This is a genomic window from Corynebacterium sp. CQ3829_602738, assembly GCF_054478435.1.
This window is the reverse complement of the sequence record NZ_CM137003.1, coordinates 1,262,820-1,277,444: the sequence shown is the minus strand read 5'-3', so window position 1 is coordinate 1,277,444 and position 14,625 is coordinate 1,262,820. Positions and strand designations below refer to the sequence as shown.

At 66.8% G+C, this 14,625-nt stretch carries 15 protein-coding genes; 12 read left to right on the top strand and 3 right to left on the bottom strand.

Translation table 11 applies throughout. The features are described 5' to 3' along the window. The 5 genes from ACX1NL_RS06185 (at position 1) to ACX1NL_RS06165 (ending at position 6,003) form a co-directional block, all read left to right on the top strand. Positions 1–972: a helix-turn-helix transcriptional regulator gene (locus tag ACX1NL_RS06185; RefSeq protein WP_458897646.1), complete on the top strand. Its 972-nt coding sequence runs from the start codon at positions 1–3 to the stop codon at positions 970–972. Continuing rightward, entirely contained in the window at positions 972–1,916 is a 945-nt protein-coding gene (locus ACX1NL_RS06180) for a helix-turn-helix transcriptional regulator (protein ID WP_458897645.1), read from the top strand. Before ACX1NL_RS06185 ends, ACX1NL_RS06180 begins: the two co-directional genes overlap by 1 nt. Positions 1,917–1,951: 35 nt before the next feature. Continuing rightward, positions 1,952–2,215 carry a Sec-independent protein translocase subunit TatA gene (tatA, locus tag ACX1NL_RS06175; RefSeq protein WP_181888418.1) on the top strand — a complete coding sequence of 88 codons (264 nt, stop codon included), beginning with the start codon at positions 1,952–1,954 and terminating at the stop codon, positions 2,213–2,215. A gap of 66 nt (positions 2,216–2,281) precedes the next feature. After that, complete coding sequence (tatC, locus tag ACX1NL_RS06170) at positions 2,282–3,235, top strand: twin-arginine translocase subunit TatC (protein ID WP_458898909.1); 954 nt, start codon at positions 2,282–2,284, stop codon at positions 3,233–3,235. 5 nt (positions 3,236–3,240) lie between these two features. Then, positions 3,241–6,003 carry a DEAD/DEAH box helicase gene (locus ACX1NL_RS06165; protein ID WP_458897644.1) on the top strand — a complete coding sequence of 921 codons (2,763 nt, stop codon included), beginning with the start codon at positions 3,241–3,243 and terminating at the stop codon, positions 6,001–6,003. Here the strand turns inward: ACX1NL_RS06165 and ACX1NL_RS06160 are convergent. Continuing rightward, entirely contained in the window at positions 6,000–6,569 is a 570-nt protein-coding gene (locus ACX1NL_RS06160) for a trypsin-like serine peptidase (RefSeq protein ID WP_458898875.1), read from the bottom strand. The two genes, ACX1NL_RS06165 and ACX1NL_RS06160, sit on opposite strands and share 4 nt — an antisense overlap. A gap of 23 nt (positions 6,570–6,592) precedes the next feature. Between ACX1NL_RS06160 and ACX1NL_RS06155 the strand changes: the two genes are divergently transcribed. Genes ACX1NL_RS06155 through ACX1NL_RS06135 form a run of 5 tightly spaced genes read left to right on the top strand, consistent with a single transcriptional unit; the run spans position 6,593 to position 11,588 of the window. Beyond that, positions 6,593–7,708, top strand: a complete 1,116-nt coding sequence (locus ACX1NL_RS06155) for a M24 family metallopeptidase (RefSeq protein ID WP_458898874.1) — start codon at positions 6,593–6,595, stop codon at positions 7,706–7,708. Further along, positions 7,701–8,450, top strand: a complete 750-nt coding sequence (locus ACX1NL_RS06150) for an SDR family oxidoreductase (protein ID WP_458898873.1) — start codon at positions 7,701–7,703, stop codon at positions 8,448–8,450. Before ACX1NL_RS06155 ends, ACX1NL_RS06150 begins: the two co-directional genes overlap by 8 nt. 26 nt (positions 8,451–8,476) lie before the next feature. Next, a complete protein-coding gene (locus ACX1NL_RS06145; RefSeq protein ID WP_458898872.1) occupies positions 8,477–9,010 on the top strand; it encodes an FxsA family protein in 534 nt (177 codons plus the stop codon). Beyond that, a complete protein-coding gene (lnt, locus tag ACX1NL_RS06140) occupies positions 9,011–10,588 on the top strand; it encodes an apolipoprotein N-acyltransferase (RefSeq protein WP_458898871.1) in 1,578 nt (525 codons plus the stop codon). Beyond that, positions 10,545–11,588: a polyprenol monophosphomannose synthase gene (locus ACX1NL_RS06135; RefSeq protein ID WP_458898870.1), complete on the top strand. Its 1,044-nt coding sequence runs from the start codon at positions 10,545–10,547 to the stop codon at positions 11,586–11,588. Before lnt ends, ACX1NL_RS06135 begins: the two co-directional genes overlap by 44 nt. Positions 11,589–11,668: 80 nt before the next feature. Here the strand turns inward: ACX1NL_RS06135 and ACX1NL_RS06130 are convergent, their stop codons facing one another. Beyond that, entirely contained in the window at positions 11,669–12,046 is a 378-nt protein-coding gene (locus tag ACX1NL_RS06130; RefSeq protein WP_070473852.1) for an RNA polymerase-binding protein RbpA, read from the bottom strand. 118 nt (positions 12,047–12,164) lie between these two features. Here ACX1NL_RS06130 and ACX1NL_RS06125 point away from each other — a divergent pair, with 118 nt between their 5' ends. Next, a complete protein-coding gene (locus tag ACX1NL_RS06125; RefSeq protein ID WP_458898869.1) occupies positions 12,165–12,512 on the top strand; it encodes a hypothetical protein in 348 nt (115 codons plus the stop codon). Between the two features lie 7 nt (positions 12,513–12,519). After that, on the top strand, positions 12,520–13,230 hold the full coding sequence (locus tag ACX1NL_RS06120; protein ID WP_458898868.1) for a YceI family protein: 711 nt from the start codon (positions 12,520–12,522) through the stop codon (positions 13,228–13,230). A 150-nt stretch (positions 13,231–13,380) separates the two neighbouring features. On the opposite strand, the gene ACX1NL_RS06115 is transcribed toward ACX1NL_RS06120, so the two are convergent. Then, positions 13,381–14,622: an SAM-dependent methyltransferase gene (locus tag ACX1NL_RS06115; protein WP_458898867.1), complete on the bottom strand. Its 1,242-nt coding sequence runs from the start codon at positions 14,620–14,622 to the stop codon at positions 13,381–13,383. Positions 14,623–14,625 lie beyond the last annotated feature (3 nt).

Sequence of the window (14,625 nt, the reverse complement as noted above, 5' to 3'; positions counted from 1 at the left end):
GTGGCCAACGACAACGACATGGTCGTGCGCCAGGTCGGGCTCACGTTTGCCCTGCTGGCCTCGCCCGCAAAACGCGACGTGGCTTGGGTGCAGAAGCACGTGGACGGCTACGGCGGCCGCACCCGCGACGCCGCCGCGCACCTGATTGAGCGCGACGTGCGTGAGCTGCGCGACCTCGGCGTGCCCGCGCGCTACCAGGACGGCGAAGTGTGGGTGGTCAAGGACCTCTACGAGTTGCCGGCAGTTGACCTCACCGCCGAGGAGGCCTCCGTCGTGGGCCTCGCCGCGGACCTAAGCAAGCCGGGTTCCCTCGGCGAGTTCGCCCGCTCAGGCTGGACCAAGCTCGCCGCCTCTGGGGCGACGCGTTCCATGGACGCGCCGGCGCTGATGAGCGTGTCCAACGACATCTTCCAGCTGCGCCCCGACACGCTGCGCGCCATCGTGAAGTGCGTCCAAGCCAAGCAGCGCATCTCCTTCGACTTCGTGCGCGCCCCCGGCAAGGACCCGGAGCGCCGCGTGGCCGACCCGTGGGGTGTGGTCTCCCTGAACAACCGCGCCTACTTCGTCGGCTACGACATCGACCGCGACGACGTGCGCGTGTTCCGCCTAAAAAAGGTCTCCCGGCTGAAGAAGGTGCGCCACTCGGACGCGTTCCACGAGCGCGCCGGCGACCTGCAGGCGCTGGTGGAGGAAACACTTCGCGGTGAGCTTATCGACGCCACCGTCACCGTCACCCATGGCACCGGCGAGGAGCTCGCTCAGCGCGGCACACGTACCTACAAAGTCGGCACGGAAGGGGAGGCGGACGGAGGCGCCACCGCCACCGACGCCATCACGCTGCGCGGCGTGGACCGCGACTGGGCCGTGCGCACCATCGCCAGCCTCGCCGGAAACGTGGTGGCGGTGGAGCCGGTGGAGGTCCGTGAGGACGTCGTCAAGCTGCTGCGCACCGCGCTGGAAGGGGAGAACTGATGGCTGTGGACTTCAAGCGCCAAGAGCGCGTCGTGCGCCTGCTCAACTTGCTGGCCTATTCCTCGAACCACCCGGGGCTGACCCCGATGGAGATCGCCCGCGACCTGGGCGCAGACCCGATGCAGGTGCGCGACGATTTCGAGCTGCTGTTCCTCTCCGGCGTCGGCACCGGGCCGGGCGAAATGATCGACCTGGAGTACTCCTGGAAGGGCGTCAACATCAAAGACGACCAGGGGATGACCACGCCGCTGCGCCTGTCTCCCGCGGAAGCTAGCGCGCTGTTGATCCTGCTGGATTCTTTGGAAACCATGCCGGGACTTGTGGACGGCCGCGCCGTGCGCACCGCCGCCGAAAAGATCCGCGCGGTGACCAAATCGCAGGCGGTCGGCGACGCGGAACACACCGGTGAGGCGGGTGTCGCCGGCACCGTCGCCGAAGCGCTGGCGACCAAGCGCAAGCTGCGCATCACGTATTACTCGGCGTCTTCGGACACAGTCACCGAGCGCGAAATTGACCCCGCGAGCCTGTTCCACCAATCCGGGGCGACCTACCTCCACGCCGCGCAGCACGGCAAGATGCGTACGTTCCGCTTGGACAGGATCCAAAGCGCCGAGCTTCTCGACGCCCCTTCGGTCGCCACCGACTTCGACACTGACTTCGATCCCGCGGACCCGTTCGGCATGGCCGATCGAGCACAAGCGAAGTTGCTGATCCACCCGGACGCGACCTGGCTGGCTGACTACTGGGAGATCGAGCTGGACAATGCCCCGGAGCATGCTGGCGCGCCAAGGGAGTGGATCCCCGCCACGATGCGCTACGGCAGCGACGACTGGTTGGTGCGCTTCTGCCTGAGTCAGGCTGACCGGGTGCGCATCGTCGAACCAGCAGCACTCGCCGACGAAGCCATGTCCCGCGTGCATCGCGGGCTCGAGGCGTTAGACTAATCTGCGCGTTAGACCGTTTTCGGAAAGGACAACCCATGCCAAACATTGGATGGACCGAACTCATTATCGTCATCTTCGTCGTGCTGCTGCTGTTCGGCGCGAACAAGCTGCCGGACCTGGCGCGTTCCATGGGTCGCTCCGCACGCATCTTCAAGTCCGAGGTCAAGGAGATGCGCAACGAAGACGGGGCGGAAACCCCGGCGCAGCAGCGTCAGATCGACGCCGCGCCGACGCAGGAGACCCGCAGCGCTGCCCAGGAGGCGGACTTCTGGGAGCGCCCGGAGAACAATCCGCGCTAAGTCTGCCTGATGGCACGCACGAAGACCCCCAAGAGGCCGAAGAAACAGAAGAACCCGACCGGCGAGATGTCGCTGGTGGAGCACCTCCAGGAGCTGCGCCGCCGCGTCATCATTTCGCTGGCCGCCATTGTGGTTGGCACCATCATTGGTTTCATCTGGTACCAAGCCGCCCCGCCGCGCATGATGCCGCTGGGCGAGATCATCCGCGGCCCCTACTGCAACCTGCCGTCCGAGCTCCGGGCGGATTTCACCGGCGACGGCGAATGCCGCCTGCTGGCCACCAGCCCATTTGAGATGTTCATGCTGCGTCTGAAAGTCGGCGCGCTCGCCGGGCTTGTCCTCGCCTCACCGGTGTGGCTGATGCAGATTTGGAACTTCATCACCCCCGGACTGCACAAAAATGAGCGGCGCTACACGTTCAGCTTCGTCACCATCGCGGTGGTGCTGTTCGTCTCCGGTGCTGTTCTCGCGTATTTCGTCCTGGACAAGGGCCTGTACGTGCTGATGACCATCGGCAGCGAGTTTCAGGTCGCCGCGCTGACCGGTGGGGAGTACTACAACTTCCTCCTCGCGCTCATCGTCATCTTCGGCGTGAGCTTCGAGGTGCCGCTGATCATCATCATGCTCAACCTGCTGGGCATCCTGCGCTACGAGCACGTCAAGGACAAGCGCCGGCTTATCATTGTCGGTATTTTCATTTTTGCTGCGGTGATGACGCCGGGCCAGGACCCGTTCTCCATGGTGGCGCTGGCTATCTCCATCTGCCTGCTGGTGGAGATGGCCTTCCAGTTCTGCCGTTGGAACGACCGCAAGCAAAAGCGCGTGCGCCCTGAGTGGATGAATCTGGACGACGAGGAAGCCTCCGGCCCGATTGAGGCGCCGACGCCAGTGGGCCGCGCCAGCAGCATCGGTGCGGAGCCGATTGAGCGCCCGGCTCCGGTGCAGCGCGCGCCGGAAGCTCAGCAGAATTCCTCGCCGCGGGGCTACGCGGGCGGAGCAGATTTCCGGGACGTACTGTAGGGGGCATGCTTTCCCCCGATCCTGGTACTTCGTTTCTGCGGGAGTTCGCCGAGGCGAAGCCGTTTGCCCTCGACGACTTCCAGCTCCAGGCCTGCCAGGCGGTGGAGCAGGACCGCGGCGTGCTGGTGTGCGCGCCCACCGGTTCGGGCAAAACTATCGTCGGCGAGTTCGCTGTCGCGCTCGCTCTGCACCGCGGCACGAAGTGCTTCTACACCACGCCGATTAAGGCGCTGAGCAACCAGAAGTACCACGACTTAGTCGCCGAGCACGGCGAAGATGCGGTGGGTCTGCTTACCGGCGACACCAGCATCAACGGCTCTGCCGAGATCGTTGTGATGACCACCGAGGTCTTACGCAACATGCTGTACGCGGAGTCGCCCCAGCTGGATCGGCTCACGCATGTGGTGATGGACGAGATCCACTACCTGGCGGACCGCGACCGGGGTGCGGTGTGGGAGGAGATCATCCTCAACCTCGACGATTCCGTCAGCCTGATCGGCCTGTCCGCCACCGTGTCCAACTCCGAGGAGTTCGGCGAATGGCTCGACGCGGTCCGAGGCGACACCGAAGTCATCGTCTCCGAGCACCGCCCCGTGCCGCTGAGCCAGTACATGATGGTTGGCCGCAAGATGTTTCCGCTGTTCGAGCCGGGCACGGACGGGCGGGTCAACCGCAGCCTCGAGCACGCCATCGAGCGCATCGAGGCGGGCTCTTCCGACGAGGGCCGCCGCGACTTCGAGGAGGGGAGGGGCTTTCGCTCCCGCTCGCGCAGCGGACGTTCGCGCGGCCAGGACAAGGTGCGCCCCGTCGGCCGGCCCGAGGTTGTCTCCGCCCTCCAGGGCCAGGACATGCTTCCGGCGATCGTGTTCATCTTCTCCCGCGCGGGCTGCGACGGCGCGCTGTTCCAATGCCTGCGCTCGCGCAAGGAACTGACCACGCCCGAGGAGCGCGCGGAGATCGAGCAGATTATCGACGAAGGCGTGGACGGTATCCCCAAAGAGGACCTGGAGGTGCTGAACTTCCGCCAGGTGCGCACCGCCTGGATACGCGGGTTCGCCGCGCACCACGCAGGGCTTCTTCCCGCGTTCAAGCACATCGTGGAGCAGCTGTTCGTCCGCGGGCTGGTCAAGGTCGTCTTCGCCACCGAGACGCTGGCGCTGGGCATCAACATGCCGGCGCGCACCGTGGTGCTGGAAAAGATGGTCAAGTTCAACGGTGAGGCTCACGTGGACCTCACCCCGGGCCAGTACACCCAGCTCACCGGCCGCGCTGGCCGCCGCGGGATCGACCACATCGGCAACGCCGTGGTGCAGTGGGCACCCGCGATGGACCCGCACCAGGTGGCGGGGTTGGCGTCCACACGCACCTACCCGCTGATCTCCCAGTTCCAGCCCGGCTACAACATGGCCATCAACATGCTGGCCATGAACGGCTTCGACGACTCCATCCGCCTGATCGAGCAGTCCTTCGCGCAGTTCCAGACGGACCGCTCGGTGGTCGGCGAGGTGCGCGACATCGAGAGGCTCCAGCAGAAGGTGCGCTCTCTGCGCACCAAGCTCGAGCGCGACATCTCCGCGTTCGCTCCGCCTAGCGACGACGCAGCCGCCGAACTGGTCGAGTACTCGCAGCTGCGCCGAGACCTGTCGGAGGAGGAGAAGCAGGCCCGCCACGACCACCTGAACAGCCGGCACACCGAAACCATCAAGATCCTCGGCTCGCTGCAGGTGGGCCAGGTCATCGCGCTGCCCAGCAAGCGCAAGCCGGAGCTTGCCGCCGTGGTGCAGCCCGCGGGCAAGCCGCACGACCCGCGCCCCTGGGTGACCACAGAGCGCGGCTGGTCCGGGCGCATCGACGCCGCGACGTTCAAGAACCCGCCGCTGGTGGTGGGCCGCATCAAGGTACCGCGCCACATGCAGGACCAGCCGCGCCGCCACGCCCGAAAGGTGGCGAGTCTGTTACACCGCGGCCACTTCGACGCCCCGAAGCGCCTGCGCGAGCAGTCCCGGGTGCGGCCGAATAAGAAGATCACCGCGCTGCGCGAGGCCATCCGCAACCACCCGGTGCACGACTGGCCGGCGGCGGACCGGGAGCTGTTGGCCCGCACCGCCCAGGAGATCGTCCGCGAAGAGCGGGCACTGGCCAAGCTGGAGCGCCGCGTGGACACCTCCACCGACTCGCTGGGCCGCACCTTCGAGCGCATCATCGGGCTGCTCACGGAGATGGACTACGTCGAGCTTCACGACGGCGAACCGCAGGTCACCGACGAAGGCGAGCGCCTCTCCCGCATCCACAACGTCTCCGATCTCTTGGTGGCGCAGTGCCTCAAGCGCGGAATTTGGGACGAGCTGGATCCTGCCGAGTTGGCCGGCGTGGCCTCCATGGTGGTGTTTGAGAACCGCCGCGCCACCGGCGGCAGCCCAGAGGCCGCCACCGACGCCATGGCCGACGCGATGAACGAGACGATGCGCATCTACGGCGAGCTGGTCTCCGACGAGCAGCGCCACAACTTGCCCGCAACCCGACTCCCGGATCCCGGGTTCTGCCTATCCATTCACCAGTGGACCGCCGGAGCACCGCTGGGCTACGCCCTGGCCGCCGCTGCGGAATCCGGCGCGGAGCTCACCCCGGGCGACTTTGTGCGCTGGTGCCGCCAGGTGATCGACTTGCTGGAGCAGATCAAAAAGACCGGCTACTCGGACCAGATCCGGGACAACGCCAACCGGGCCGTGGACGCGATCCGCCGCGGCGTGGTGGCCATCGGCAACTAAAGCCGGCGCAGCGGCCGCGCCAGCCCCCGCGGCCACAGCGACACGGTGGCGATCCGCAGGTTGGTGCCCCGCGGATCCAGGATGAGGGATTGCACCCCGATGACCTTGCCGCCGACCAGCACAGGCCCGCCGGAATCGCCCTTCACCGCCGGCGGGTTCGCGTACACCAGGCCAGCGGGCCGGACGCGAGTCACGCGCTTCCTGGACCAGGACACCGGCAGCGTTCCCAGGTAGACACCCGGCCGGGCTTGGACGCTGCGGGCCTGGCCGCCGAAGCCGAGCGTGAGCGTGCGGGACAGCGGGCGCGGCGACGGCCCGAGCACGAACGGGGTGGCATCCACCCGCTCGGGCAGACGAACAAGCGCCACATCTGTGCCAGGCATGGTGTGGAGGCTGTCGACGGGGAACACGGAGCCGTCGATACGCACCTGCGCCCCCGTGTGCGGGCGTTCGCGGAAGAAGTGCGCGCAGGTGAGCACGATGTCGGGGGCGATGAGTGCGCCCGAGCAGTAGCCGCCGCCGGGTGCGCTCAGGCGGGCGACGGAGCGGGTCAGGGCAGGCAACACGGTGACGATGCTAGCGATCTACCATGGCGCACATGACTGCATTCGACTCTGATGTGTACACCGAACGCCGCAAGCTGGCCTCCGAACTGGTGAAACAGCGCGGATTGGGCGGGCTGGTCATCGGCACCGGCGCCGAGTTTGCCTACCTCACCGGCTCCTGGACCTCCTCGCACGAGCGCCTCACCGCGCTGGTGATCGCGCCAGGCGGCGCCACCGTGGTGGCGCCGGTGACGGACATCCAGTCGCTGGGTCTGGACGGCACCGCAGACGTCGAGGTGGTCGGCTGGCGCGACGGGGAAAACCCGCACCAGCTTGTCGCGGACACACTTGGCGACGGCGCCGTGGGTCTGGGCTCCTCGCTGACCGCGGACCACGTCTTCGCCCTGCAGGCGTTACTGCCTGCAACCGAGCTTGCCTCCGACGCGGTGGCGGAGCTGTTCATGGTCAAAGACGCCGAGGAGGTCGCCGAGCTGGAGAAAGCCGGCGCCGCCATCGACCGCGTGCACGAGCGCGCCGCCCAGCTACTCAAGCCGGGCCGCACTGAGCGCGAGATCGCGGACGAGCTGCACGCGCTGATCCTCGAAGAGCACGCGAACGTGCAGTTCGTCATCGTCGGCTCCGGTCCCAACGGCTCCAACCCGCACCACGATTTCTCCGACCGCGTCCTCGAAGAGGGCGACCCGGTGGTGGTGGACCTTGGCGGCGCGCTGCCGTCCGGCTACCAGTCCGACTGCACCCGCACCCACGTGGTGGGCGATGTGGCCAAGGCGCCGCAGGACTTCCTGGAGGCCTACGCGGTGCTGGAGCGCGCGTTCGATGCCGCGTGCCAGGCCGCCAAGCCCGGGATCACCGCAGGCGAGCTCGACGCTGCGGCCCGCGACGTGATCGCAGACGCCGGCTACGGCGAGTACTTCACCCACCGTCTCGGCCACGGCATCGGGCTTTCCGGCCACGAGCAGCCGTTCATCATCGCCGGCTCCGACGTGGTGCTGCGCGAGGGGATGGCGTTTTCCATCGAGCCCGGCATCTACGTGCCGGGCAAGTGGGGCATGCGCATCGAAGACATCGTGCGCATGACCGCCAGCGGCATCGAGACGCTCAACCACACCCGCCGCACGCTGGGCGGCGACGATGCCTAGCTCGACCGGGCCTGGCTCCACCGGGCAGGGCGCAGTGCTCCTGCTTGGGGCGCGCAGCGACATCGGCGGCGAGATCGCCGCACGCGTCTGCCAGGGCCGCGAGGTCGTGCTCGCGGCCAGGGGGAGCGGGGGATTGGAGGACGTCGAGAAGCGTTTGCTCGCCGCGGGTGCCACGGCAGTGCGCGCGCTCGACTTCGACGCCACCGACTTGGAGTCGCAACGGCGCATCGTCCGCGAAGCGGGCGAGGTGACCACCGCGATCGTGGCGTTCGGCATCCTCGGCGACCAGGAGCTCGCCGAGCGCGACGAGCACGAGGCCGCCCGCATCGCCACGGTGGACTACCTTGCGCAGGTGAGCATGCTCACGGTGCTGGCGGACGAAATGTCGCGCGGCGAGATCTACGCGTTTTCCTCCATCGCGGGGTGGCGGGCGCGCCGCGCGAACTACGTCTACGGCTCCACCAAGGCAGGCCTGGACGCGTTTTGCCAGGGGCTGATGGACCGGCTGCACGGCACCGGGCTCAACCTCATCCTCGCGCGCCCGGGCTTCGTCATCGGTTCGATGACGGAAGGCATGAAACCGGCGGTGATGTCGGTGACTCCGGACGTCGTCGCGGACGCGGTGGTGGACGCCGCCGCGCGCGACAAAAGTGCCACAGTCTGGATCCCGCGGCGCCTGGCTATCCTGGCCGCGATCATGCGGGTCGTTCCGCGGCCGGTGTGGAGGCACATGCCGAGGTAGCGGTATGGCCAGGTAACCTCGTGGCCATGCCGATTCCTCTTCTCGCATACTTCCTCGTCGAAGCGCTCGCGTTTTTCCTGGTGGCCAAGGCCATTGGTGTGGGTTGGGCGCTTCTGGCGATCTTCGCGCTCATGATCGCCGGCGGCGCGGCGGCCAGCATGGCGCTGCGCAACTCGCTGCTGCAGGCCGCGCACGGCCAATCCAGCGTGGGTAAGCTCGCGGGCGACTCCGCTCTGCTCATCGGCGGCTGGACGCTCTCCGTCATCCCGGGCTTCGTCACCTCGCTCATCGGCCTGCCGCTGGTGTTCGGGCCGACGCGCGCTGTGATCCGCAAGACCATGACCAAGCGGGCGCGCGCCGCCGTTGAGAACCTCGGCGTGCGCGTCTACGACGCCACCCCGATGGGCCAGTTCCAAACCAGCTACGGCTCCTTCAACCAGCCGGGCGACGCGCAGCCGCAGGAGCCGGTCATCGACGCCGACGAGCTCGAGCAGTGGTACCGCATGGACAGCCCCGAGGACCCGCACAACCCAGGCGGCGGCAAGGGCGGGGCGCGCTAAGTGCCGGCGTTTCTCCGTTTCGGACTCGCGGCCATCTCCGGCTGGCTGGTCTACCTCTCGTACGAACCGATCGGCCACTGGTGGGCCGCAGTCCTCGGCATCGCGTTGCTGTGGCTCACGCTCATCCCGTGGCCCAGGCGCGCCACCGCGGCGCTGGGCATGGCGGGGGAGGCGCAGGAGCGCCCGTCCGCGCGCTTCGGTGCGCTTATCGGGTTCACGCACGGCCTGTTCTGCTACCTGTTCCTGCTGCCGTGGGTGGGCGAGTTCGTCGGCGCCATGCCGTACATCGCGCTGGCGATCACCATGGCGCTCTACGCGCTGGCCACCGGTGCGTTCGGTGTGCTGGTGGCGCGGTGGCGCTTCGGCGCGTTCGCGTTTCCGCTGGTCTACCTGGCTGTCGAGTTCGTGCGCTCCTCGTGGCCCTTCGGCGGCTTCGCGTGGGTGCGCCTGGCGTGGGGGCAGATCAACGGCCCGCTCGCCGCGCTGTCGGCCTGGGGTGGACCCGCGCTGGTCACTATCGCCGCAGCGTTCGTCGCAGTCGGGTGCATTTCGCTTCTCGACGGCACGTCGCGCCGCCCCGCCGCAGCCGCCATCATCCTGCCGCTGGCGGCCGGCCTGATCGCCAACCTCGGCGTCGGCAAGGACAGCTCCACCGTCGACGAGGCCCGCGTGGGGGCTGTGCAGGGCAACGTGCCGCGCATGGGGCTGGACTTCAACGAGCAGCGACGCGCCGTGCTGAGCAACCACGTCAACGAGACGCTGCGTCTGGCGGAGGAGGCCAAGGAATCCGGGGAAAAACTGGACATGGTGTTCTGGCCGGAAAACGCCTCCGACGTCAACCCGTTCGTCGACGCGGAGGCCGAGGCGCTGGTGGGTGCGGCGGTGCGCGGCGTCGATACGCCCCTGCTTGTTGGCACGCTCACCCGCGACGAGGTCGGCGCCCGCAACACCATGGTGGTCTTCGACCCGGTAACAGGGCCGGGGGAGCGCCACGACAAGCGCTTTTTGCAGCCGTTCGGCGAGTACATGCCCATGCGCGATTTCTTCCGCAACTTCTCCGACCTGGTGGACTTGGCGGGCGACTTCAAGCCCGGCGACGACAACGGCGTGGTCAACATGGGCGGCATCCCGGTCGGCGTGGCCACCTGCTACGAGGTGGCGGTAGACGAGGCCTACCGCATGGCGGTGCGCGGCGGCGCGCAGATCCTGTCCACGCCGACGAACAACGCCACCTTCGGGTTCACGAACATGACGTATCAGCAGCTGGCGATGAGCCGGATGCGCGCGATTGAAACCGACAGGGCAGTGGTGGTCGTTGCCACCTCGGGCGTCTCGGCGATCGTGCACCCGGACGGCCACGTGTCCCAGCAGACAGAGATTTTCGAACCCGCGCACTTGATGGAGACGCTTCCGCTGCGCACCGGCACGACGCCCGCGGTCCGGTTCGGGCAGATTTTGGAGTGGCTGCTCGTCGCCGCCGGGGCGGCGCTCATAATTGCCGCAGCCGTGTCCGCGCGCCGCGGTGGGCGCGGGTATGCTCCTACCGGAGAACAACAGCGTAAACCTGAGGAGAATTAGCGCCGTGGCCAACCAGACTCTGGTGATCATTCCGACCTACAACGAGGTGGAGAACCTCCCGCTTATCGTCGAGCGCGTGCTGGCTACGAAGGATGCCGTTGACATCCTCGTCGTGGACGACAACTCGCCGGACGGTACCGGCGCGAAGGCCGACGAGCTCGCCGCCGCCCACGACGAGGTCAACGTCCTGCACCGCACCGGCAAGGACGGCCTGTTGGCCGCCTACCGCGCCGGCTTCAACTGGGGCTTGGAGCGCGACTACCAGGTGCTGGTGCAGATGGATGCCGACGGCTCCCACGCGCCGGAGGAACTGCACAGGCTTCTCGACGCGCTGGATGACGGCGCAGATTTGGCCATCGGTTCCCGCTACATCGAGGGCGGGGAAGTGGTCAACTGGCCGAAGAACCGCTTCCTGCTGTCCAAGCTGGGCAACCAGTACGTCTCCGTCGCCCTCGGCACCGACGTGGCGGACATGACCGCAGGCTACCGCGCCTTCAAGCGCGAAGTGCTGGAGGAGCTGGACCTGGATTCGCTGTCCACCAAGGGCTACATCTTCCAGGTTGAGATTGCGCACAAGGTGGACAAGCTGGGCTTCGACATCCGCGAGGTGCCGATCACCTTTGAGGACCGCAAGCTCGGCGAGTCCAAGCTGGACGCCAGCTTCGCCACCGCCTCGCTGGCCGAGGTGACCAAGTGGGGCGCCGCGGACAAGGCCACCTTCGTCAAGGACTTCACCTCTGAGACTGTCCGCCAGTTCGTCTACGCCGTGGAGCACTCGAAGCTTGCCGACGTCCGCCGCGCGGCCGCCGACGCTCCCGAGCAGATCATCAACGCTCTCGGCGAGTTCGGCGCGGTGGCTAAGCACGAGATCGACAACGCCGACCTGGGCAAGGTCCAGGCCAACGCCGCCCGCCGCGTCAACACCGCGATCCACTTGGGCGAGGAAACCGTCCGACAAGCGCTCTACGCGCTCGGCTTCGACGGCAAGCGCAAGAAGTAGCGGCCGACAATAGGGAAGTGCCCGCCTCCGCGAATTCGTGTCGCGGGGGCGGGCACTTGCGTGAGCCGTCGTAAAGCGAACTAGCTCTCGTTTGCCTGCTGCTGTTCCTTCGCAATGCGGGCGGCGGTGCGACGGCGCTTGCGCAGCTGCTCAAGGCGCTCCTCGAGCAGGACGTCGAGCTCCTCGATGCTGCGGCGTTCACGCAGCATGTCCCAGTGGGTGCGCGGCGGCTTGGCGGGCTTGGATTCCACGCCTTCGCCCTCCATGAGGGTGCCGACCTGGCCGTTCTTGCACATCCACTCCTCGGGGATTTCGGCGTCGTCAGCGAACGGCACCTCGAACACCTCACCGTTGGGGGTGCGGTACTTCGCCATCTGGCGTGGCGCGAGATCGTGGTCGCGGTCCGTTTCGTAGCTGACTGCGCCCATGCGGCTTCCGCGAAGAACTCGATCAGCCATGGCACTCACCATCCTTTTCAACCCGTTTGTTTTCAGTCGCTCCAGTATAACGGTGCAGTTCTGTGAATTGTTCCCGGCCACTTTTGCGTAATCGACAGTTGTAATAAACTGCATAACTGTGACGGATAAACTACGTGCTCTTACCAAGAAGCAAGCCGTGTGCGCATGGTGTGGGAAGGAAATCCCCGTCAACCGTGGTCGCGGCAGGAAACGGAAGTACTGCGGACCTTCGTGCAAGCAGCGTGCGTACGAACAGCGCACGATGCTAGCCGGCACGTCGGTCGACGAGGATGCGGTGATCTTGAACCGTAACAAAGTGGCCGAGATACGCGACCGCTTGTTTGCGCTGCGCTGCGCAGCGGAGGACATACGCACGGCGGCGGCGGAGGGCGCGGGATCTGACGATTTGGCCCCGCTTTGTGACGAATTAGTAGAATTGGCCCAGCAACTTGAAAGGCTGAGGTGATTTCCAGGTGGAGAAAAGCGCGGCAACCAGCGCAAAGACGCGCACAACCCTGATCGTTGTCGTATCCATTTTCATCGTCGCGGCAGTGCTGGTGGCCATGGTTCCGCTACTCATGACCCTGTTTAAGGGCGGCGGCGTGAAGACGGAGGGCATCACCGCCGACAAGGTTTCGGCCGCCTCGACGGACATCGACGGCGACTGGGAGGTGACTAACCGCCCGGGCGACAACGTCACGTCCGCCGGTTTCACCTTCGAGGAGGTGCTGCCGGGCGAGCGCCGCAGCACGTCGGCGTCCACGCGCGGGGTCACAGGCTTCGCGACCATTGCCGAGGGCACGCTGACCGCCGGCGAGATCACCGTCGACATGCAGCACCTGTCGTCCGACAGCGACAAGCGCGACTCGTCAGTGCGCCGCCGCATCTTCCACACGGACGAGTACCCGGAGGCGACGTTCGAGGTTACCGAGCCGGCTGACGTGTCCGCCGTCCCAGAGGACGGCACTGTGGGGTCCGTTGAGCTCACCGGCGAGCTGACCATTCATGGCAAGACGAACGAGATCACGCACGAGTTCGACGTCGCGCGCTCGGGCGACCATCTGATTGTCGCGGGCGACATTCCGATCAACCGCTTGGACTACGGCGTGGAGACCCCGGAGCTCGTCGCGGCGAAAATCGCCGAAGAAGGCGAAGTCAATGTCCGCATCAACATGACCAAGTAGATGGGCTTGTTTACGTAACGTTACGATAAAAGGGGTATATGGAAGGGCGTCGGGCGCGAGGAGCGCTCGGCGCCTTTTATGGTTCCACCGTATATAACTGTCCGATAATGTACATTATGTCAAGTACGGTTCTGGTGGCTGGACTCCTACCTAGCGACGGCCTCTCCTGTTCCGCCGCGCCAACGTGATCTGAGCCAGATCGATCATCCCCAGCCGCGCCATCGCTTCACGTAACGCGAACTGCCACACCCACAGGCGGCGGAACACGGCGTCGTAGCCGTCTGCCGCCGCGTCGCGCAGCTTGCCGTCGAACGTGATGCGCTGCAGGCGCAACGACGCCGCGAGATGCTCCGGCGCCGACGTCTGCGCCACAACGCGCAGATCCGTCTCGCGGTCGACCGTCTTGCCGATCTCCGCAGCCGTCGTGAAATGCAACCCCGGCCAGATGTACGCCCGCAGAGACTCCAACGCGAGATCCGCCGTCCGGTTGTACGCCTTGGCGCGCACCACGGTTTGCAGACTGGCTCTGCCGCCCTGGCCCAGCAACGCGTCCACAGCGAGCAGATACTGCCGCTGCTGTCGCCGTGGCATCGTCTCCAGCATCTCCATGCTCACAACTGCGTCATAGACCCCGCGGCGCTGCTTTGCCAAAGCGTCCGGGCCTTCCGCGATGCGGTCCACAGTGACCGATCCGTCCGTGCCTGCCAGCACGAGCTGCTCGCGCATGGCCGCATACAGGCGGGCGTCGCGCACGACCGCATCTACAGTCGCGCCCCGTTCTGCCGCGGCGAAAGCAACCGCTCCGCCGCCGGACGGATACTCCAACAGGTGCGTACCCGCACCCGCCCCCAAAAGGTCCAAAATAGCTCGTACGCTGCGGGTTTGCGCGTCCTTCAGGTCCGCGCGGTCAGACTCTAACGGGGACCCGAATTCCGTCACGTCGACGAAATGATCCCGAGGTTCACGGCCTCTACCAGCACCTTTGGTGTGCGACTTCACCCGCATGCGCTCCGTGGTGGCTACGCCGGTGGAAAAATGGCCCTGAAATGCGCTCAGCCCGTCTCCGGAAAAATGGGCCACCAAGTCCGGCGGCAGCTCGCCCGGTGTCGCGGGCCGCACCGCGTCCACCCTACGGGTGCGCGGGAGGTAGCCGGTGCGCAGGAGGGCCGTGAGGACGTCGACAAGCTGCTGCGAACCCCCGGTCGACCACTCTCCCGCCATGTAGCCCTCCGCGAGCCCGACCCACCCGCTCGCGGCGATGCGCTGGAACACCTCCGCGCGCTCAACCGTGAGATCCGCGCCGTCGCCCTCGAAGGACAGTCCCGCTTTCGCGCACGCGCGGGCAAAGCCCGCCTCCGCAAGCCTCGTGCGTAATCTGCCTGGCTGCGGCACTGA